The following is a 20,239-nucleotide window of genomic DNA, read 5'->3' on the forward strand; positions in this document are numbered from 1 at the left end:
CAATTTCATCAATAAATACAATTCCAAGATTTTCAACTCTTTTTATAGCTTCTTTTATTACTGATTCCATGTCAATTAATTTTTGAGCCTCCTCCTGAATTAAATAATTTCTCGCTTCGGCTATCGTCATTCTCCTCTTTTTGTAGCGCTTTGGTATAACTGTCTCAATAAAATCCTGCATTGTCATAGCGAGATCATCCACAGGGATGGGACCGAAAACCTGCATCCCAGGCAATGGCTGTGTTGAAACCTCAATTTCTATCGTCCTTGAATCAAGCTTCCCTTCCTGCAACTGCTTTCTTAATTTTTCCCTTGTCCTCATCATTTCGTCATTTTCATATTCATCAAAAGATCCTTCGTCCTCATCAGGTTTTCTTCTTTTCTTCCTTGGCAAGAGTATATCAAGCAATCTCTCTTCGGCGAGTTCTTTTGCACGGTCTTTAATTTCTTCCATTTTTTCCATTTTGACCATATTCACCGCAATATCAACGAGTTCTCTTATCATTGATTCCACATCTCTTCCAACATATCCAACTTCGGTGAACTTTGATGCTTCAACTTTAACAAATGGTGCATTCGCAAGCTTTGCAAGTCTGCGCGCAATTTCAGTTTTTCCAACCCCTGTTGGACCGATTAAAATTATATTGTTTGGTGTGATTTCCTCCCGCAGATCAGGCGGAACCTGTTGTCTTCTCCACCTGTTGCGAAGCGCAATTGCAACAGCTCTTTTCGCTTGATCTTGACCTATGATATACTTATCAAGTTCTTTAACTATCTCCTCAGGCGTCAAATCTTTTAGATCTTTCCGATGTTTTATTTCAATTTCGTTTTGATCCTTATTTCTCATCTCAACCCTGTGAGCTTTTAATTTTTAAATTAAAGTTCCTCAATGACGATATTATGATTTGTGTAGATGCAAATATCTGCAGCAACTTTTAATGCCTCCTCAACTATTTCCCGCGCAGAAAGGTTTGAATGTTTTACAAGAACCCTTGCAGCAGCAAGGGCATAACTACCTCCTGAACCAATCGCAACTATCTTATCATCTGGCTCAATCACATCACCAGTTCCTGAAATTATAAGAGCGTTTTCTTTATCCATAACTGCAAGTAATGCGTTAAGCTGACGAAGATACTTATCCATTCTCCAATCTTTCGCAAGTTCAGTCGCAGCACGAAGTAGATTTCCTTTGTACTGCTCAAGTTTAGATTCAAATCTCTCCATAAGCGCGAGGGCATCTGCTGAAGCTCCAGCGAAACCAACAAGTATTTTATTGTTATATATTTTTCTCACTTTTCTTGCGCCATGCTTCATTATCGTATCTGATAAAGTCACCTGACCATCTCCACCCATTACATCTTGCCCATTATGAATTAAGCCAAGTATGGTTGTAGATTTTATAAATTTTTCCACAGCTGAATTTAATTTGTTTTTATTCAATTTTTTTCCTCAATCTCGCCGGTAGAATCCCGAGCTGGTCCCTATATTTTGCAACGGTTCGCCTTGCGATATTTATACCCTGGCTCCGTAAGATTTCAGCAATCTGATCATCACTTAAGGGCTTTCGGGGATCTTCTTGGGAAATTATTTCTTTTATTCTTTCTTTTATTTCTTTGTTTGAAACCTCGTTTCCATCAGCAGTGTTAATCTTCTCACTAAAAAGATCTCTAAGTTTGTAAATCCCATAATCTGTTTGAACATATTTTTGATTTACCGCTCTGCTCACCGTTGAGATATCAACCCCTGCTTTTTCAGCAACATCTTTGTAAATCATCGGTTTCAAACCTTCCCCAGTTTCAAAAAATTCCCTTTGCAATTCAACTATAGCTCTCATAATCCTCAAAAGAGTCTCCCTTCGCTGATAGATTGAAGCAATAAACCATTTCGCCCTTGAAAATTGTTTCTTTATCTCCTCTTTTAATTCTGGGTTTAATTTCCTTTGCTTTTTTAAAAGATCGTAATAACTTCTATTTAAACGAATCATTGGAATTGTTTTCTCATTCAGGCTAACAACAAATTCATCCCCAACTCTTTCAACTATAAAATCAGGCACAATGTATTCTTGGATGATGTTTTTTCCCTCACCTGGCTTTGGGTTTAATCTCTGGATAATTTTAAATACTTCCATTAATTTATGCTCGCTTAATCCAAATTTCTTCATCAACTCTGAATATCTTTTTTTCATAAAATCATCATACGCTTCTTTCAATATCCGCATTGCAAGTTCTTTTTTATCTTCCGGTAAATCGCTAACCTCAAGTTGAACAAGAAAACATTCTTTTAAATCCCTTGCTCCTATCCCTGGTGGATCAAGTCGTTGAATTTTTTTAAGAACATTTTCAACCTCTTCTGCAGTAACATCCATTTTCTCACCAAGTCGCAAATCTTCTGCTATTTCTTCAACACTTCTCGTAAGATAGCCATCATCGTCAACATTGCCAAGTATCTCTTCTGCTATTCTTATTTCCTTATCATTTTCGGTTACCTCCATAAATTGATTCATAAGCCTCTCAGAAAGTGATTCAATAGCTGGGGGTTGCCATGGGATCTCATCTTCAAGTTCTTCCCCAATTATATCTTTTTGCTTGGGGACAAACATATCTTCCTCCTGGCTTTTAATGAAATCTTCAAGTGTATATTCTTCGTCCGATTTTGGAAGTTTATCTTCTGTGACCTCCTCATATTCCTCATTAAGTTCTTGCTTTATCACCTGCTCAAGCTCTTCGTTTTCCGATAGCTCAAGTTCAAGCATTTCATCAATGGATGTCTCAAGCCCTTCTTCAAGAAACGGATTTTGTTCAAGTTCCTCTTTGATTTTTTGTTCAAGTTGAATTACTGGAATTTGAAGAAGTTTCAGGTACTGAATTTGCTGTGGGGTTAACTTTGTTTCTATTGTTTGATGTTGTCCATATTTTAACACTTCTTCTCACCTCCAATTGTTTAAAGATTTGAGTTTTTCAAGCATTTTATTATACCAGTTTTGCCCAAAATATCTTATCAATGCTGGTTTCAAGAATTCATAAAGTTTTACATTTTCCTCTTTTCCTTTTTTAATCGCAGGTCTACACTCGTTTATCTTAACATATTTTAAAACTTCGCCCCCGACAAATGATCCATTTATCCCATAATTTCTCAAAGGGAAAAGATGGCATGAGATAGGTTTTCTAAAATTAGTTTCACCTTTTAAAAAAGCTTTTTCAAATGAACATCTGGCAACTCCATTTTCCCAAAAAACAAAGACGCATTCCCTCCTGTCAATGCACAAGGTTGCAAAACCAGTATCGCTTTTCTCATAAAAACCATATTTCTCAATGAACTTAACATTTTTCTCCGGAAGATATTTTTTTACAACGGGAAGAAGGCTCTGAATTGTTTCAATTTCCTCTTTAAGAAGAGGAGCTCCGAAATCACCTTCCATAAAACAACAAGCCCCCTTACATTTCTCAAGATCACACATAAAATATGAATTTGCGATCTCCGGGTCAACATAGATACCGTCTATAAATATCGCTCTTAAACTCATAACATAATGTAAATCAATTTTAAATTAAACTCTTCCTCCCCTAAAACTCGGGGAGGGATAAAAAATCTCTTACAATTTTTGTGCCAAAATTAAATTAATAAAAAAAATCAAATTACAGAAATTCAACATCAGCCCACCATTTAATATCAATTTCATCAAAAATGTTGTCCCTTTCAGCGCACTCAACCACAAAATTCCATTCCTCAAAACTCAATTCCCCAGTGCTTGCATATCTTTCAATCATATCAGCTATTTTTGTAAAGTTCTCATTGTGAAAAACAAATCTCATCTCAGCATAGTCCCTGGCCGATATCGTTGAGATTAAAAATTGCCAATCAGAGGCTTGTAGAAGTAAAAGTTCCCTTGCAAGCTGTTTCAGCATAAAAATTAATTTTTCATCACTTGAGTCCGCAAATTTTCTCGCAAGTTCACGCATTCTCAACTCATTAGCATAAATATGTCTCCAAGTCCACTCGGTATCTTTGTTTAGCCAAATGTAATGATAACCGCCCTCGCCCCATGAACCTTCTGGAAGGGAAATCACAACCGAAGGGTTAAGTTTTTCAATCGCTTCTGAAGCCGTTGCTGGTTTTACGAACCCTGAGCGATTTAGCTTTTGAAATACTTTCTTTAAAAACCGTGGACCTTCAAACCACCAGTGCCCAAAAAGCTCCGTATCGTATGGAGCTGTCAGTACACCTACATTCCCTGTTTGTTCAAAATGTTCTTTTAATGTCATTGTTATCAACTCAACAAAATGTGAAGAGTTTTCTTCAAGCCGAGATTCAACTTTTTCAATTTCATATTCAAGTTTATCCGCAAGGTCAGCTTTTGAATTTGTCACTCGCCAATATCTTAAACCACTTGGAAATTTTTTCTTGTGAAAATCAAGATACCATCCATCCCCTGGATAACCCCATTCACCGCTCCAAACCTGCAATCCTGTCTTTGGGTCTCTTGTTAGGACAGCAACTGGTTTTTTCTCAGGTTTTCCAGAACTTACAAGATAAATTTCATAGGGTGATTTTTCCTCCTCAGGTCTATATTTCACCTGTGATTCAAATTGCTCCCAAAGTTTTCTTAACCCCTCAAATCTTTCAAGATAAACCCCTATGGTTTTCCCACCTTTTAAAGTCGCTGTGTCAATTATAAAAAATTCAATTCCATTTTCAGACAAAAATTCTTCAATCCCCTTCCTCTCATATTCAATAACCTCAGATCCATCCTCAGGTTGAACTGGCATCTTCCATCTATATCCAGGTCTATAGGCACATTCAGGAAGCCATATCCCCTTTGGTTTTCTTCCAAAGTATTTTTCATAAACTTTAACTCCAAGCTTTACCTGCGCTTGAATACTTGTATCAAGAGCAAGTAGCGGAAGATAACCATGAGTTGCTGCACATGTTATTATCTCAACATTCCCAGAATCTTGAAGCTCACGAAAAGCAGAGATTAAATTCTGATTATACCTATTGGTAAAGCTTTCCAAGATGTTTTGATAATACTCCTTCCAAAATTTGGCAACCTTTACGAGATTTTTTCTGCCAGTCCTTGTGAATTCAATTTCATCCCCTTCGGCAAGCCTTATCCTCATTTGAAGATACTGTAAAAATTCTTCAATAAATTCCCTGCTCGCAAGTTGTTCCGCAAGCACAGGAGAAATGTTAATCGTTACTTTAAAATTTACCCCTTCATTTTTCAAATCGTTAAAAGTGTTAAGCAACGGTATATAGCACTCGCTTGCAGCTTCACTTAACCAATCCATCCCATGTGGCCACCTCCCATGCCCTATTACATAAGGAAGGTGCGTGTGAAGAACAAGAACAAAATAACCATACATATAAAATTCCTCCATTTTTGATTTTTATGGCTTAAATCCAAGGGTTCTTTGATCAACTTCACCAAAAATCTTTATCTCACCAAATGTTGCTTCATATTTTCTGATGTTTTCATCAAGAGCTTTGAGCAAAAGTTTCGCATGTTGTGGTGTCATTATAATTCGTGCAAACACCCTCGCTTTTGGAACACCAGGAAGAATTCTTGTGAAATCAATGACAAATTCAGCAGGCGAATGAGTGATAATTGCAAGATTTGAATAAATTCCCTCCGCTTCTTTTTCCCCAAGCTCAATGTTAATTTGCTGTGGAATTGGCTGTTCGTTCATGTTTTTATTTTTAATATAAGTTTTTTTGATCTTGTCTTCAAATGTTACCATATTCAACCCTTTCAAGAACCAAACCACATGCTGGAGCGTGCATTATTTCAATATCCCTGAACTTTTCAAAAAGAATTTTCTGAAAAATCTCAAAGTCAAACCTACCTCTTGCAACATCAATCATAGCCCCAACAAGACCTCTGACCATGCCATAAAGAAACCTATTTGCCGTGATTTCAAAAATTAGCCTTCCGCCCTCATTTTGCCATTCCGCTTTTTTAACATAACAAATATAATTTTTTACATTTGTTCCCTTTTTAGAAAAAATTTCAAAATCGTGCTCCCCAATTATAAGTTCTGCGCATTTCTTCAGTTTTTCAAAATCAACATCATACTTGACAAACCAAAAATAATTTCTACCAATTGCGATCTTATTTCTTGTGATAAAATATCTATAAGTTTTCTCAACCGCATCATATCTTGCGTGAAAGTCCAAGCCAACTTCTTCAATCAGGTGAATCACGATGTCATCTGGGAGAATTGAATTCAAAGCTTTTTTCAAACTTTCGGTTGAGATTTTGCTTTTACATTTAAAGTTTGCAACTTGACCTCTCGCGTGAACCCCAGCATCGGTTCTGCTTGCGCCGATTAGATTTACTTCCTCATTTATTATTTTCTTTATAGCATTCTTAATTTCACCTTGTACACTTCTCCCATTTGGTTGAACTTGCCAGCCTACAAAATTCGTCCCATCATATTCAATTAAAAGTTTAAGATTGCGCATTTATTAATAACTCGTTAATTTTTTAAATCTAATTTCAAAGTTTGCAATTGCACTTTTTCCTGAATAAATTTAAAAAAGTAATTTTAAAGTTTTTAAAGTAAATTCAAAGCGTGATGCAGACCCAAGCAACAGCTGAGAAACAAAAAGCAGCCTTAAGTTCGGTTTTAGCAGCTGTTTTTTTAACTGGAATTAAACTGATCGTTGGTTTAATGACAGGGAGCTTGGGAATCCTCTCCGAAGCTGCACACAGTGGACTTGACCTTGTAGCAGCAGGAATGACTTACCTTGCCGTTAAAATCGCCGATAAACCTGCAGATAGAGAGCATACGTACGGACATGGAAAATTTGAAAATTTATCAGCTCTTTTTGAAACTTTACTTCTTCTTGCCACATGCGCCTGGATTATATACGAAGCCATTGAAAGAATTTTCTTCCATGAGGTTCATATAGAAGTAAATTTCTGGAGTTTCGCCGTTATTATAACTGCGATTATCGTTGATTATTCCCGTTCAAGAATTTTGTTTAAAACAGCCAAAAAATATAACAGTCAGGCACTTGAAGCCGATGCCTTACATTTCAGCACAGATATTTTAAGCTCTATGGTAGTAATAATTGGCTTAATTGGTGCTGGATTTGGATTTCACAAAGCGGATGCCTTCTCAGCACTTGTTGTATCAGGCATAGTTATATGGATAAGCTTACGACTCGGAAAGAGAACAATTGATATGTTAACAGATAGAATTCCCGATGTTAACCTCGTTGAGATGATAAAAAATAAAATCATTCAAATTGAAGGAGTTGTCAATTGCAGAAATATAAGAATTAGACAATCTGGTGCAAAATCATTCGTTGATATGGTCGTTGATATAAAAAGGACGATACCATTTGAACACGCACATCAAATTATGAACTTAATTGAGGAAAAAATCAAAGAAATAATCCCAAATGTTGATATCGTGATCCACTCTGAACCTGTTGAAACAAGCGATGAAACCATCATTGACAAGGTCAGAATGCTCCTGATAGGCTCTGGTATGTCTGCACATAACATTGAAGTTCAAAAAATAAACGATAAATACTTTGTTGACCTCCACCTTGAGGTTGGGGCAACTCAAACACTTGAGCAAGCCCACGAAATTGCAAATAAAATTGAAGAAAAAATAAAAGAGAAAATCCCAAATGTTGAAAAGGTTTTAATTCACATTGATGAAGATAGCGATATGATAAAAGAAACTAAAATTGTAAATGATAGATGCGATGAAATGATCAAAAAGATCAACCAAATTGCGAAATCTCAGAAAGGTGTGGTTGACTGTAAAGATATAACCATAATGGAAATAGACGGGAAATATAAAGTTACGATGAACTGTCTGCTTGATAGTTCTCTTTCGCTTTCAGAGGCACATGAGATCGCAACGACAATTGAAAATAAAATCTATCTTGATATAAAGGAGGTATCAAAGGTGATAGTTCATGCAGAGCCAGAAATGAAATTTAGAAAAGCTATAAAATGAAACCCTTCCTCTCACGAAAAAAATTAAAACCGTTTTGGATTTTCAAATCACCAGAAAAATTCAGGATATGGAAAATCTTCCCGACAAGATTTGATAAAATTTTATGCGAGTTAAGGGACCTTGAAAAAAGACTTGTTAAATTCATTTGCCTTTCCACTAAAAATGGTGAGCGTGTTTGGGAAAATTTAAACATTGATGAAATGTGGTGGGTGCAAATATCTGATTCAGACGAGGATTTGTTTTTTCTCTGCGAATTCAAACGACCTGATTTCCCAATACAGGGTAAAATTTACGCTGTTGATTCTGAAACTGGAAAAATTCTATGGGAAAATAGTGAATACAATTTTCTTTTTGCCCTAAATGGAAAAGTTTACACCGTTAAAAATTTAATTGAGCAAAGATTTTTCTTTGAACTTGACTCAAGAACTGGAGAGGTGATTCAGGAATTTGGAGAAAGCCCAGAGTTTATAAACGAACTAAGGGAATTGAAATCGGAAAGCATGAATTTCATAGAAACATCACTGCCTTTTGATGAATATCATCCAGATTACAACCACCTTTCAGAAAATATAAAACCATTTATTGAAAACGCAGATTTAAGGTTTCCTCCAGAAATTTTAACCAAAAGAAACTTCGCGATTATAAACTATCACACACTTAACAAATCAAAACTTCCACTTGAAGCCGAAAAATTTTCAAGCATTTTGAAAATAATAAACCTTAATGAAAACAAACTTATCTATGAAGATGTTCTTTACAGTGATCTTTCATCTTTTATTCCAGACGCTTTCTTTTGTAAAGATGATTTAGTTTTCTATGTGAAAAATCAAAGTGAATTAATCGCAATAAAATTACCCATAAGCTATGAAGATCATAACGGATAAATTAACGGTTTCAACAAAAGGATTTAACGACATAATTGACATTACGGAGCAAGTTCAGTCAATTTTGAGAAAACATCAAGTTAAAAATGGAAATGTGACAATTTTCGTTTCTGGTTCAACTGCGGGTGTAACCACAATTGAATATGAATCAGGTTTATTGAAAGATTTGCCAGAAGCATTTGAAAGAATCGCCCCCATGGACAAACGATATCACCACGATTCAAGATGGGGTGATGATAACGGTTATGCTCATGTAAGAGCCTCAATCCTCGGGGCATCATTAACAGTTCCATTTGCGGATGGAAAACTTCTCGTTGGAACATGGCAGCAGATCGTCCTCGTTGATTTTGACAATCGCCCAAGAACGAGAAATATAGTTATTCAAATAATAGGAGAATAATTATGGGCGAAACTTTCACTGAAATTTCGCAAGTTGGTGAATTTGGCTTAATTGCACGATTGAGTGAAATAGTTCAACCATATCGTGATTCCTTCATAGTCAAGGGCATTGGAGATGACGCAGCGGTTTATAAACCTACAGAAGGTAAAGTTCAAGTCGTTACAACCGACGCCTTGATTGAAGGTGTTCATTTTGACCTTACATTCGTCCCAATGCGAAATTTGGGATGGAAAGCCATGGTCGTTAATTTAAGTGACCTTGCAGCAATGCTTGCAACCCCAAGATATGCCTTGATAACAGTTGCCATCCCAAGGAAGATCTCTGTTGAAATGATGGAAAATTTATATTTTGGAATAAAATCAGCATGTAATGAGTTCAACTTTTCACTCATCGGTGGGGATACAACAACCACATTTGGAAATATGGCGATTTCCGTCACTATGATTGGTGAGGCTGATAAAGATATGATTCCATATCGCAGTGGCGCAAGGGTCGGAGATTATATCTGTGTAACTGGAACGCTTGGTTTATCGTATGCAGGATTAAAAATACTTCTTCGTGAAAAAAGAAAATTTGTGGAAGCAGAAGACAAACAAAATTTTAAACCAAACTTTGAACCATTTTTAAAAGCAATTGAAAAACATCTTAAACCCATGCCACGACTTGATGTAGCGTATAAACTCAAAGATTTAAAAGTAAAAGTTAATTCAATGATTGATATAAGCGATGGGCTCTCATCTGATTTGAAACATATTTGTAGACAAAGCAATGTTGGAGCGGAGATATATGAAACCAGTTTGCCCATTGATGACCTTGTCAAAAAAATTGCAAAAGATGAATTTAATGAAGATTATCTAATGTATGCTCTACACGGTGGAGAAGATTATGAACTTTTATTTACCGTATCAGAAAGCGAACTCGGGAAATTGAACGAACTTCACGCCGATGTTAAAATTATTGGAAGAATTCTTGATCGTGAACAAGGGATCAAACTGATAAAGGAAGACAAAAGCGAAATTGATATTGAATCTGGTGGATGGGATCATTTCAAAATTAAAATGTCATAAAAATGAGAAAAATTTTTCTGTTTGTTTTACTTTTTTCCATTCTATTCTCACAGGAGAAACAAAAATATTGGATTGTCTTCAAAGATAAAGGAATTTATGAGAATATCTCGCTTGCGAAAGGTAGCGCATTTTATGAAAATTTGAAACTTTCAATCTCAAAAAGATCATACGAGAGAAGATTGAAAACCGTCAAAGATGAGGGAAAAGTTTTTGATTATCATGACCTCCCTGTTTATGATGGATATATTGAACAAATTAAATCACTTGGGGTTAGAATTAATGTTGTCTCAAAATGGCTTAACTCCGTAAGTGCATATCTTGACAGTGAGCAGGTAAATAAAGTTAAATCTCTCCCATTTGTTCTTGAAGTTAAACCAGTTGCAAAATCAGCAAAAACTTTTTACGATGATCTTAAAATAGAAAACCCACTTGTTGAATATAATTATGGAAATTCTGAACTTCAGGTAAGGTTTTCAGGAGTTAAAGAACTTCACAGGATGAACATTATAGGAAAAGATGTCATTGTGGGTATGATGGATACTGGATTCAGGCTAACACATGAAGCGCTCGCCGAGGTTGAAGTTATCGCCGAATATGATTTCATTTTTAATGATTCAACTACAGCAAATGAGCCGATAGATTCTCCCAGTCAGGATTTCCACGGAACGCTTACCCTTTCTGTGCTTGGCGGAAAAAAGGATGGAAAAATTTATGGGATTGCCCCAGGAGCTAAATTTGTCCTCGCAAAAACAGAAGATGTAAGAAGTGAAACACCAGTTGAAGAAGATAACTGGGTTAAAGCAATTGAGTGGATGGATTCACTTGGGGTTGATATCGTATCAAGTTCAGTTGGTTATCTTGATTGGTATACTTATCAAGATATGGATGGAAACACTGCAAAGATAACTAAAGCAGCAGATATAGCTTTTCAAAAAGGTATCGTCGTAGTAAATTCAGCAGGAAATGAAAGAAATACACCTTGGAGATATATCATCGCCCCAGCTGACGGAAAGTATGTCATAGCAGTCGGAGCTGTTGATTCGCTTGGTAGAGTTGCAAGTTTTAGCTCAATGGGTCCAACCTATGATGGTAGAATAAAACCAGATGTATGTGCCCTTGGTGTTTCGGTTTTTGGCGCATCAACGAGTTCAAAAAATAGCTATGTATATGCATCTGGAACATCGCTTTCTTGTCCAATAGTTGCTGGGATAGCTGCATTAATTCTTTCAACGCATCCAGAACTAAATTCGTTTGAAGTAAGAGATGCAATAAGAAATACCGCAAGTCGTTCAGAAAACCCAGATAATGACTACGGCTGGGGAATCGTCAATGGTCTCTCCGCTTGCCTTTACCACGGTCCAATCATAAGCAACTTCCCTGAAATAACGCAAAGCGTTGATGGATACGAAATCTCAATTTATGCGATGTCAAGAAGTGGAATTAAAGAAGTTTTTATAATGGCAAACAATCAAAAGGTCCCGATGAAGTTAATCTCTGAAAATAAATACTCTGCGACTCTTAATACCCTGCCCTCAACATTTTCAATCTTTGTAGTTGATAACGAAAATAAAACAAACTTTTTAACTAAATATCTTGATACAGAACCACCAAAAAGTTTTTATCTATCTCAAAACTTCCCAAACCCATTCAACACAAGCACAGTTTTTCTTCTTGATCTACCAGAACCATCGTATATTAACATTTCAATTTACAATTTATTAGGTCAGAAAGTTAAAACACTTATTGATAGATATTTCCCTCAACCCGTCAAAGGCTTTAGAATAATGTGGGATGGAAGTGATGACCACGGAATAAACTTGCCAAGCGGTGTTTATTTTTGTAAGCTTGAAACACCAAAATATAGAACCGTTCGCAAAGTTGTCCTTATGAGATGAATGAAAAAAATCAAAAAATATTTTCATTAGGTCAAATTTTACTTGCTTTTGGGCTCGCCTTTATCCTTCTTGCGATATCTCTTGTCAAAAAAATTTTCCCATTCCCAGTATTTGATGTTGCTTCAAACATCTTATTTTCAGCGTTGTTAATAACCTTAATTTTAATAGTTCAACCATTTGCACAAAAATTTGAGAGAAATCCAATTGATGGAATGAAATTCATTCTAATTTTTTTAATTCCACTTGTCGGGCTTTCATTTACCTTCAAAAACTTGATCCACACCCAAAAGGAAGGAGAAATTGTAACCTTAATTTCATACTCTGATATCATCGCAAGCAACATTTACAATTTCGTTTATGCATTTTTGCTCTCAATAATCTTTTCAATTTTTCTCAAAATTTTATTCTACGAACGAGGGAAGGAAGTAAAGGCAAAGTTTATCATAACTCTTTTATATTTTGTCGCTGGCGAATTAATAAGAGAAATTTTAGATCTTTCGGGATTTTTGTCACAGTTGATGATGCTGTCACAGGTGATTTTATTTATGTGGATTTCTTTTAGAATCCCCTGGGTAATAAGTTTGAGTAAAAAAGACAAACATAAAGCATTGTTTTTCTCCTTTTTTTCAATTTTGTTTTTATTTTTGCTACAAAGCCCATTCATCACAGGTAACGCTGCGGAAGGAATGAGATTTTATTCTGTTTTTTTCTTCTCATTTACACATTTTTATCTGCAACCCTTTTTAATCATCTACTTTTTCTTTGTTTTCGGGAGCACAATTTTTCATCTTCCAACTGGCGAAATTTACGAGAGAAAAATTGCTGAGCTTTCAACTCTTCAAAATATCGGGAAACTCGTAGCGCAGGTTTTTGATGTGAGAGAATTTACTGAGACAGCCGTTAAAATTGCAATGGAGATAACAAATTCAGAATCTGCATGGGTTGAAATAAACATATCTGGAGCTGGTGATATCTATGCAAAATCAGGAATTATGGAAAGCGATATGCTAAAATTAATGGAAAAAGTATCACCAATCAAAGATAAATTTTTAAATCAAAATTCCGATTTTGGTTTTCATATTGAAAATTTTGACGATGGGACGATATTCATTGCACCACTTATTGCGCACGGCAAGATCTCGGGATTTCTCTATCTTTTGAAGGAAAGAGAAAGTTTTAACCAAGATGAGATAAATCTTGCGCTTACCTTTGCAGATCAGATTGCAATCGGTGCCGAAAATTCAAGACTAATTCAGGAGTCAATTGAGAAAGAACGACTTTCAAGAGAGTTCGAACTCGCAAGGCAAATGCAGAAAAAACTCCTTCCAAAAGATTTACCCAAATTAGAAAAATTTGAAATCGCAGCTTTGTCTATTCCAGCTTTTGAAGTTGGGGGTGATTATTATGATTTTGTCCTTCATGAAAATGGAAATATATCTTTGATCATTGCCGATGTTTCCGGGAAAGGTGTATCAGCGGCATTCTATATGGCTGAGATGAAAGGAATTTTTCAATCGCTTGCAAAAATTTATCCATTTCCTTTTGATTTCCTTATCAAAGTAAATGAAACAATTTATGGACATATTGACAAAAAATTTTTCATCACCCTCATTTACGCTTATCTTGATCTAAGAAAAAACTTGATCCACATTGCAAGAGCAGGTCATCCTCCTCCTGTCCTCGTAAAAAATGGAATTCTTAAATTTTTGAAAATTCCTGGCGTCGGAGTCGGTCTCATATCAAATAGTTCCTTTCAAAAATTTTTGAAACCACTTAAATTAAAACTTAAAAAGAGCGATATGCTCGTGTTTTATAGCGATGGAATAATTGAAGCAATGAACGAGGAAAACGAAGAATTTGGATATGAACGACTTGAAAAGGTTATAATTAACGGAATGGCAAAATCTTCCGATGATGTTGTCAAAATGATTTATGATGAGGTAATAAAACATCAGAATGAGGTGAAACAAGTTGACGATATAACAATCATTGCCTTAAAATGTAAAAAATAACGGAGAAAAAAATGGGAAAAGAGATGAAAGAAAAAAATTTTGACCTAAAAATTGAAGAAAGAGGTGAGGTTAAGATTTTAAAAATGAAAGGTTATCTTGACGCATATACCTCACTTCAATTTGAGGAAAAAATGAAAGAACTCGTTGAATCAGGAAATTATAAAATCGTTGTTAACATGAAAAACCTATCATATATAAGCAGTGCGGGGTTTGGTGTCTTTATGGCTTTTGTTGACGAAGTCAGGAAAAACGGCGGAGACATCAAATTTTGCTGTCTCCCCGAAAAAATAGATGAAATCTTTGAACTTCTTGGATTCAAACATATATTTGAAGTCTTGAACGATGAAAACAAAGCAATAGAATCGTTTGAAAAATTAGGGGTTAAAAATGCCAAAAAGAGAAAAAAATAAAAAAATCACAATCACAAGCGATCTGAAAAATCTAAACCTTGTCCGTGAATTTGTAAGTAAAGAGGCGATAAACTTTGGATTTGATGAGATTGAGACCGAAAAGATAATCCTCGCCGTTGACGAGGTATGCACAAACTCAATTAAACATTCATATAAGAATAAACCTGACGGAAAAATAACAATTGAGTTGAAATCCCGCAAAGATAAATTCGTTGTAATCGTTTCATACGATGGGATACCTTTTGATCCCAAAAAGATCAAGGTTGAATCCCCACTTAAAAAATTTACACGGACTGGCAAAGTGAAGAGGGGAAAACTTGGGATGTTTATAATTTATCAATTCATGGATGAAGTAAATTACACAAGAAGGGGGAATAAAAATGTTGTTATATTAACAAAATTTTTAAAGCGTAAAAATGAAAGCCTTAGAAGCAATTTTTACGCTTGAATCAATTTTTAACCTTGGGAAAGCGTTCGGCGATGCGATAAAGCCTGAAGAAATTTTAAAGGTTTCAATTTTATCTATTATGGGGAAGTTAAAACTTAACAAAGTCGCCGGATTTATCTTTTCAGGCGATAAATTTAAACAGGTTTATTCAAACGGCATTGAGATTGACAACGAATTTAGTCTGAACCGTTTTGAAGTGCCATTAAAATTGGTAAGGTTAAAACCACGCACAATTGAAAAATTTCCTCAAAAATTACAACGCTTCATCAGAAAGAACAGTTTTGATTATATCCTCCCTATAAATTGGATTCCACCTCAAAAAAAGCAAAACAACTATGCTCTCGGCGTAATTTTCATCAAAGCAGGTTGTAAAAATTTTACGAAGGCAGAACTTGATTATATTAATTTTGTTTTAAACTTTACAGCAATCTCTCTTAAAAATATCCTCTCACTTGCTGAACTAAAGAAAAATGTCTATAACTTAACTATTCTCAACGAATTTATGTTGAGCGTTCTATTGAAAAAAAGCGAGGAGGAAATTTTCAACTCCCTTGCGTTGATTTTAATGGGACATTTCAGGATTAAAAATGTGGGGATTGTTAAGGTTGAAAACGGGATGATAAAAACCTTTTCCCTGCCCCAAAATCAAACTTTTCCAACTAAATCCATCAAAAAAATTTTAAAATTGAAAACCTCAACAATTTCGCCGTCAAAAATAAACATTAAAAATTTTTCTCTCGCCATCGTCCAAAGTTCGGTAGATGGTGAAAGAAATTATGTATTGTTAATTGGTGGGAAAGGAAAAAAACAATTTAAAACAGAGGAAATAGACTTAATCAGGTCATTTCTCGCATCATCTATAAATGCAGTAGAAAATCTTAAAATGTTAAGTCTTGAGTATGACATGAAACTTGCGTACGAGATACAGAAAAATCTTCTCCCGACTACACTGCCAAAAGATGAAAGAATTGACATATACGCTGTGACGATACCTTCAAAACTTGTAAGCGGTGATTATTACGATGTTATTAAGATAAATAATGACGAGTTTATAATCGTCATAGCAGACGTATGCGGGAAAGGCGTGTCTGCCTCACTTTTGATGTCAAATCTCCAAGCCTCGCTCAAAAGCATCTTGCTTTTCACAGATGACCTTAAAAAAGTGGTTAATCTACTAAACAAAATTGTTTTACTTAATACGCCAATTGAACAATTTATAACATTTTTTATATGCAAGTTAAATTTAAAAAACTTTGTTTTAGAATATGTCAATGCGGGACACAATCCGCCTGTCTTGTTAAGTGGCGACAAGGTTAAATTTCTTGAAGAGGGTGGAACTGTGCTCGGGGTATTTGAAAGCAAATATAAATCTAAAAAAGTTAAAATTAATCCCGGGGATTTACTCTTCCTTTACACAGATGGAGTTACAGAAGCTGTGAACATGTCTGGAGTTGAACTTGGAATTGACAAAATTATCAAAGTAATTAAAGCGCATAGAACTTTGAGTGCAAATAAAATTATTGATGAAATCAACAAGTTAATCAGCAACTATGCATACAGTATAGAACAACTTGATGATATTACAATGGTTATTGTGAAGTTTTTGATTAGACAAACCAAAGAGAAAACAAAATGAAGTCAAAGTTAAAAATCCCAATATAATTGATTTTGAAGAATAGCATTTAAATATCTGCTTGCGAGAAGATAGAAATTTACTTTTTAAAGATGATTTTATAGATTTTATCATCCCCTGGCTGTGGATTTCCACGACCATCCCTGTTGCTTGTTAAGATATACAAATTGCCATCTGGTCCTTCTACAACATCTCTTAACCTTCCAAACTTTCCCCTCCTATTGTCAAACGCGAACCATCTTTCAATCCTCATGACTTTATATGATTTTCCTAATTTTTGCAATTTAATTTTTATTAACGCTTGACTTCTCAAAGTTGCAACAAATAGATCACCCCTATAAAAAGTCATTCCAGATGGTGGCGTAGCATCTTTCCAAACAATGATAGGATCTATATAATCCTTTTCACCTGCAGCACCAATTACCCTGGGCCAACCATAATTTCCACCCTTGATAATCACATTAATCTCATCGTGCCCAAAACGACCATATTCACCTGATGGTCCGTGTTCGGATTCAAATAAATCTCCCGTCTCAGGATGCCAGGCTAATCCTTGTGGATTTCTGTGACCATAGGAGTAAATTGGAGAGTTGGTAAATGGGTTATCGTTAGGTATCTCTCCATCAGGCGTTAATCTCAAAATTTTACCATTAAATGAATTTAAATCTTGTGCGAGCTCCCCCTTAAAGATTTCACCTGTTGTGATGTAAAGCATTTTATCAGGACCAAACTTTATCCTTCCACCATTATGAAACCTTGCCCCAAGGATGCTGTCAATTATAACCTTGTCAAAAATTCCATTCTCTCCATTGTCTTTGATTCTAATGACCCTGTTAAATATCTTACCATCTTTTGTTTCATATGTATACATTGCGTAAATATACGGCTTTTGGGGAAAATCCGGATGAACTGCAAGTCCCATTAGTCCACCTTCACCTATATGCTTTACATCAATTGTCATATATGGTTCAGAAAGCAACTTCCCATTTTTAATAAGCCGAATTCTACCGGGTCTTTCGCTTACCAAAGCTCTTCCATCGGGAAGGAAAACAAGCGACCAAGGAATTTCAAGATTATCAATCCATACACTTACGCTGACATTATCACCATCGGGGAGGTAAATATCTTCAACTTGCTGCGGTTTTTGTCCAACAATTTGAAAACATGAAATAAAGAAAATTAAGCTTAAGCTGTAGATAACTAATTTCATTGGAGTTGCTTTTTTAAGAAGTTAAATAAACATAGTTAAAAAATCAAAATTGAAAATCTTGAACTATCGTGGGTATGAAAAAGCGCAGCGAAGATTTTTTTAGAAACCAAGGCTTATTGTTAACTTTTTTAAAGCTTTGAAAAACTTGCTTTTTTTAGATTAGTTAATTATATTTATAACTGGTTTTTATTGGAGCCGTGGTGCAATTGGTTAGCACGCCAGCCTGTCACGCTGGAAGTTGCGGGTTCGAGCCCCGTCGGCTCCGCAAAAATAAAAAGGGCGGGTTGAAAACCCGCCCTTGTTCTTATTAAGTCAATCCCTTATCTTACAAGCACCATCTTCTTTGTAGCAACAAAATCCCCAGCCTCTAATCTATAGAAATAAATGCCACTTGAAACATATTCACCGTAATCATTTTTACCATTCCATTCCACTCTATATAAACCAGCCTCATACTCTTGTCCATCAATCAATGTTTTAACCACTTTTCCAGTTAAATCATAAATTACAAGTTTGACATTAACTCTCTTCGGAATCGCAAACCCAATCGTTGTCGTTGGGTTAAACGGATTTGGATAATTTTGAAATACTTCAAATTTAGAAACAACGCTTGCAATTTGCTCAACTTTCGTCGGCCACCACATTCTGAAATAAAACCACAAAGAATCAGCCAATTGAATATCAGTTGCCTCCGTCCAATCAGTTAAATTTGCATCCGTTGGTACACCAAAGTTTGGTATGTTACCTGTTGGATTCCTATGACAGCTTGCAGCGCAAGAATTTAACATGCCCTTCGTTGGAGTTGTAACCGTTCTATAATCAAGTGTTTTCTTTGGTGAAATCACTTCAAATGTATGACTATGTATGTCATAAGCCTTAGCTGTTGTCGCTGTTTTCGCCATATGGCATTTTGAACACCTGCTTGTGCCCCCAGTATTGTTTCTATTCTCAGGGTCATAGGAATGATGCGTATGCCTGCTTACAACAGAGGCAATTGTATCTCTGTTAGCAACTGGATCCATAATCATAGCCCTTGTTAAACCAGCAAATGGACCATATCCAGCGTGGCAAGCTAAACAAAGCGTGTTATCATTATTCTTTGTTTTTATCCAAATATAGTTCCCACTTTGATCACGAACATACAACGAATCAACTACTTGATGTGGATTGCTTGTAACTTTGTGGGGATTGTGACATTCAAAACAAGTAACTTTATGATATGGATTTGAATAATGCTTTGACTTTAAAAGATCATTATATTGCTGGTGATGCTGCCTTGAAGTATAATTATCTGGCCAAAGCCCTGGATTATGAATTATATAAAGTCCAAGGCTATCCCCAGGAATGTAACCTTTATTGTTTGTTTCATCCCATGGGTATTCATGAGTACGATTATTACTTGAGCCTCTGAAATGGCATTGACCACAAACTTCAAGCTGCCTTTCATATGATAAATTTTTAGGATTGATTATTTTTGTTTTGTCCCCGGTAGAAGCATGATCAGACCCTGGACCATGGCAACTTTCACACCCAATTATCATATCATTGATACTATTGTTATTAGCCCACTTTGCAATCCAAAATGTATCGGCTTGAGAGCTTACATATTTTGTTATATTAAGTCCAGTTACATGACAACCCGCACAATTTTTATCATATGACTTAGCTCTAAAAGAATTAGTTTTTGTTGACTTTAATGTTCCGTCACTATTAAACCAATTACCTGGGTTATAACTAGTCCAGTTGCCCGTTGAATTATCAAGATATCCCTTCAAATTCCATTGAATTGGGAGCATATAATAACTGCTATCAATTTTTACAAGATATCTTTGCTTCCACCCAAAACCATACACATAGGCAATTTCATACTCAACTGAGTCACCAGAGCTTGGCACAAGCTTCGCATACCATTTTGAACCATCGGTTCTTAAACGAACCAAAGCATTACCATAAGAAGAACCCATTGAAACAGTTTGAGTAAAGTCCCCACGAACAGTCTCGGAAGTGGGCAACAGATGAATCTTTGCATGAAGCGTTTGCTTATAATCCTTTGCGACTGGCTTAACATAAGCATGACAAGTTAAACACCTATCAGTTCCAACATAAGATTGTGAAAAAACTACCCCATAAATTATAGTTAATAAGCCCAGAATTAAAAGCACCCTATTCATTTTAACCTCTCTAATTTTGTTTTTACTTCAGGATTAAAAATCATCAAAAACAATGCCAGTGAAAAAATTGAAATTTTAATACGGTAAAATTAATTTATTTTGAGATTTGTGGCAATATACAACAAAATAAGTT

At 35.4% G+C, this 20,239-nt stretch carries 18 protein-coding genes and 1 tRNA gene; 10 read left to right on the plus strand and 9 right to left on the minus strand.

Going from position 1 to position 20,239, the window contains the following annotated elements; genetic code table 11:
- From AT685_RS03935 to truA, 7 genes are all read right to left on the minus strand, one after another.
- On the minus strand, nucleotides 1–847 hold an 847-nt coding region (locus tag AT685_RS03935), incomplete at its 3' end, for an AAA family ATPase (RefSeq protein ID WP_143713114.1).
- A 29-nt stretch (nucleotides 848–876) separates the two neighbouring features.
- Nucleotides 877–1,440: an ATP-dependent protease subunit HslV gene (gene hslV / locus AT685_RS03940; RefSeq protein ID WP_320409068.1), complete on the minus strand. Its 564-nt coding sequence runs from the start codon at nucleotides 1,438–1,440 to the stop codon at nucleotides 877–879.
- Entirely contained in the window at nucleotides 1,433–2,920 is a 1,488-nt protein-coding gene (gene rpoN, locus AT685_RS03945; RefSeq protein WP_072151645.1) for an RNA polymerase factor sigma-54, read from the minus strand. Before rpoN ends, hslV begins: the two co-directional genes overlap by 8 nt.
- A gap of 6 nt (nucleotides 2,921–2,926) precedes the next feature.
- On the minus strand, nucleotides 2,927–3,523 hold the full coding sequence (locus AT685_RS03950) for a DUF3109 family protein (protein WP_072151646.1): 597 nt from the start codon (nucleotides 3,521–3,523) through the stop codon (nucleotides 2,927–2,929).
- Between the two features lie 112 nt (nucleotides 3,524–3,635).
- The gene (locus tag AT685_RS03955; RefSeq protein WP_072151647.1) at nucleotides 3,636–5,378 is read right to left on the minus strand and encodes a glycoside hydrolase family 57 protein; all 1,743 of its coding nucleotides are present in this window, start codon (nucleotides 5,376–5,378) and stop codon (nucleotides 3,636–3,638) included.
- 9 nt (nucleotides 5,379–5,387) lie between these two features.
- Complete coding sequence (locus tag AT685_RS03960) at nucleotides 5,388–5,687, minus strand: DUF3467 domain-containing protein (protein WP_072151681.1); 300 nt, start codon at nucleotides 5,685–5,687, stop codon at nucleotides 5,388–5,390.
- 37 nt (nucleotides 5,688–5,724) lie between these two features.
- Entirely contained in the window at nucleotides 5,725–6,462 is a 738-nt protein-coding gene (gene truA / locus AT685_RS03965; RefSeq protein ID WP_072151648.1) for a tRNA pseudouridine(38-40) synthase TruA, read from the minus strand.
- Nucleotides 6,463–6,575: 113 nt separating this feature from the next.
- On the opposite strand from truA, the gene AT685_RS03970 reads away from it, so the two are divergent.
- From AT685_RS03970 to AT685_RS04010, 9 genes are read left to right on the plus strand one after another with little or no spacing between them, the layout of a single operon-like run.
- A complete protein-coding gene (locus AT685_RS03970) occupies nucleotides 6,576–7,976 on the plus strand; it encodes a cation diffusion facilitator family transporter (protein ID WP_072151649.1) in 1,401 nt (466 codons plus the stop codon).
- Entirely contained in the window at nucleotides 7,973–8,860 is an 888-nt protein-coding gene (locus AT685_RS03975; protein ID WP_072151650.1) for a DUF4905 domain-containing protein, read from the plus strand. Before AT685_RS03970 ends, AT685_RS03975 begins: the two co-directional genes overlap by 4 nt.
- Entirely contained in the window at nucleotides 8,841–9,260 is a 420-nt protein-coding gene (locus AT685_RS03980; protein WP_072151651.1) for a secondary thiamine-phosphate synthase enzyme YjbQ, read from the plus strand. The genes AT685_RS03975 and AT685_RS03980 overlap by 20 nt, the downstream gene beginning before the upstream one ends.
- A gap of 2 nt (nucleotides 9,261–9,262) precedes the next feature.
- The gene (gene thiL / locus AT685_RS03985; protein WP_072151652.1) at nucleotides 9,263–10,327 is read left to right on the plus strand and encodes a thiamine-phosphate kinase; all 1,065 of its coding nucleotides are present in this window, start codon (nucleotides 9,263–9,265) and stop codon (nucleotides 10,325–10,327) included.
- Between the two features lie 2 nt (nucleotides 10,328–10,329).
- A complete protein-coding gene (locus AT685_RS03990; RefSeq protein WP_072151653.1) occupies nucleotides 10,330–12,222 on the plus strand; it encodes a S8 family peptidase in 1,893 nt (630 codons plus the stop codon).
- The gene (locus AT685_RS03995) at nucleotides 12,219–14,234 is read left to right on the plus strand and encodes a GAF domain-containing SpoIIE family protein phosphatase (RefSeq protein ID WP_072151654.1); all 2,016 of its coding nucleotides are present in this window, start codon (nucleotides 12,219–12,221) and stop codon (nucleotides 14,232–14,234) included. The genes AT685_RS03990 and AT685_RS03995 overlap by 4 nt, the downstream gene beginning before the upstream one ends.
- A 23-nt stretch (nucleotides 14,235–14,257) precedes the next feature.
- Complete coding sequence (locus AT685_RS04000; RefSeq protein WP_072151682.1) at nucleotides 14,258–14,644, plus strand: STAS domain-containing protein; 387 nt, start codon at nucleotides 14,258–14,260, stop codon at nucleotides 14,642–14,644.
- A complete protein-coding gene (locus AT685_RS04005; RefSeq protein WP_072151655.1) occupies nucleotides 14,622–15,092 on the plus strand; it encodes an ATP-binding protein in 471 nt (156 codons plus the stop codon). Before AT685_RS04000 ends, AT685_RS04005 begins: the two co-directional genes overlap by 23 nt.
- Nucleotides 15,061–16,728, plus strand: a complete 1,668-nt coding sequence (locus AT685_RS04010) for a PP2C family protein-serine/threonine phosphatase (RefSeq protein ID WP_072151656.1) — start codon at nucleotides 15,061–15,063, stop codon at nucleotides 16,726–16,728. The genes AT685_RS04005 and AT685_RS04010 overlap by 32 nt, the downstream gene beginning before the upstream one ends.
- Nucleotides 16,729–16,804: 76 nt before the next feature.
- On the opposite strand, the gene AT685_RS04015 is transcribed toward AT685_RS04010, so the two are convergent.
- Complete coding sequence (locus tag AT685_RS04015) at nucleotides 16,805–17,935, minus strand: PQQ-dependent sugar dehydrogenase (protein ID WP_072151657.1); 1,131 nt, start codon at nucleotides 17,933–17,935, stop codon at nucleotides 16,805–16,807.
- 191 nt (nucleotides 17,936–18,126) lie between these two features.
- Between AT685_RS04015 and AT685_RS04020 the strand changes: the two genes are divergently transcribed.
- Nucleotides 18,127–18,200 (plus strand) — tRNA-Asp (locus AT685_RS04020).
- Nucleotides 18,201–18,255: 55 nt separating this feature from the next.
- Here AT685_RS04020 and AT685_RS04025 read toward each other — a convergent pair.
- Complete coding sequence (locus AT685_RS04025; RefSeq protein ID WP_072151658.1) at nucleotides 18,256–20,106, minus strand: T9SS type A sorting domain-containing protein; 1,851 nt, start codon at nucleotides 20,104–20,106, stop codon at nucleotides 18,256–18,258.
- Nucleotides 20,107–20,239 lie beyond the last annotated feature (133 nt).

The sequence above is a fragment of the Candidatus Kryptobacter tengchongensis genome (genome assembly GCF_001458555.1).
Taxonomy (GTDB): domain Bacteria; phylum Bacteroidota; class Ignavibacteria; order Kryptoniales; family Kryptoniaceae; genus Kryptonium; species Kryptonium tengchongense.